This is a genomic window from Escherichia sp. AM3 (genome assembly GCF_032029835.1).
GTDB classification, from domain to species: Bacteria; Pseudomonadota; Gammaproteobacteria; order Enterobacterales; family Enterobacteriaceae; genus Escherichia; species Escherichia coli.
On the sequence record NZ_JAVUPQ010001037.1, the window covers coordinates 1 to 263 of the forward strand.

At 66.2% G+C, this 263-nt stretch carries 1 pseudogene; it reads left to right on the forward strand.

What is annotated here, in order from left to right:
• Positions 1 to 263, forward strand: a pseudogene (locus RTW80_RS29595) (phage tail protein); the annotation flags it as partial.

Genomic DNA, 263 nt, shown 5'->3' on the forward strand with positions numbered 1-263 from the left:
GTGTCACGCCGCCAGCGGTGCAGCACCTGACCGCAGAAGTCACCGCAGACAGCGGGGAATACCAGGTGCTGGCGCGCTGGGACACGCCGAAGGTGGTGAAGGGCGTGAGCTTCCTGCTTCGCCTGACCGTGGCAGCGGATGACGGCCGTGAGCGGCTGGTCAGCACGGCCCGGACGACGGAAACCACTTACCGCTTCACACAACTGGCTCTGGGGAACTACAGGCTGACAGTCCGGGCAGTAAATGCGTGGGGGCAGCAGGGC